3 tRNA genes are annotated in these 385 nt (G+C 47.3%); all 3 read left to right on the forward strand.

Going from position 1 to position 385, the window contains the following annotated elements:
- Nucleotides 1–2 precede the first annotated feature (2 nt).
- The 3 genes from BCU75_RS20730 (at nt 3) to BCU75_RS20740 (ending at nt 366) form a co-directional block, all read left to right on the forward strand.
- Nucleotides 3–76 (forward strand) — tRNA-Cys (locus BCU75_RS20730).
- A 47-nt stretch (nt 77–123) separates the two neighbouring features.
- Nucleotides 124–199 (forward strand) — tRNA-Gly (locus BCU75_RS20735).
- Between the two features lie 80 nt (nt 200–279).
- Nucleotides 280–366, forward strand: a tRNA-Leu gene (locus BCU75_RS20740).
- Nucleotides 367–385: the final 19 nt, after the last annotated feature.

Below are 385 nucleotides of genomic sequence, written 5' to 3' on the forward strand. Positions count from 1 at the left end.
AAGGCGCCTTGGCAGAGTGGCTATGCAGCGGATTGCAAATCCGTGGACCTCGGTTCGACTCCGGGAGGCGCCTCCATTCTCTCTTTTTCTTAGTTAATGAGAAGAGGTAAGAAGAATGAAAATGCGATACTAGCTCAGTTGGTAGAGCGCAACCTTGCCAAGGTTGAGGTCATCGGTTCGAACCCGATGTATCGCTCCAAATTTTGTAATGTTGATTCATTTTGACATTAAGATGGTGTTTTACTTTTCAGTAATCGGCATCGCAATAAAGAATTGCGTGCCCTGGTGGTGGAATTGGTAGACACAAGGGATTTAAAATCCCTCGACGTTCGCGTTGTGCCGGTTCAAGTCCGGCCCGGGGCACCATCTATTTGATTGTTACCTT

The organism is Vibrio splendidus (assembly GCF_002873455.1).
Lineage (GTDB): Bacteria > Pseudomonadota > Gammaproteobacteria > Enterobacterales > Vibrionaceae > Vibrio > Vibrio splendidus_J.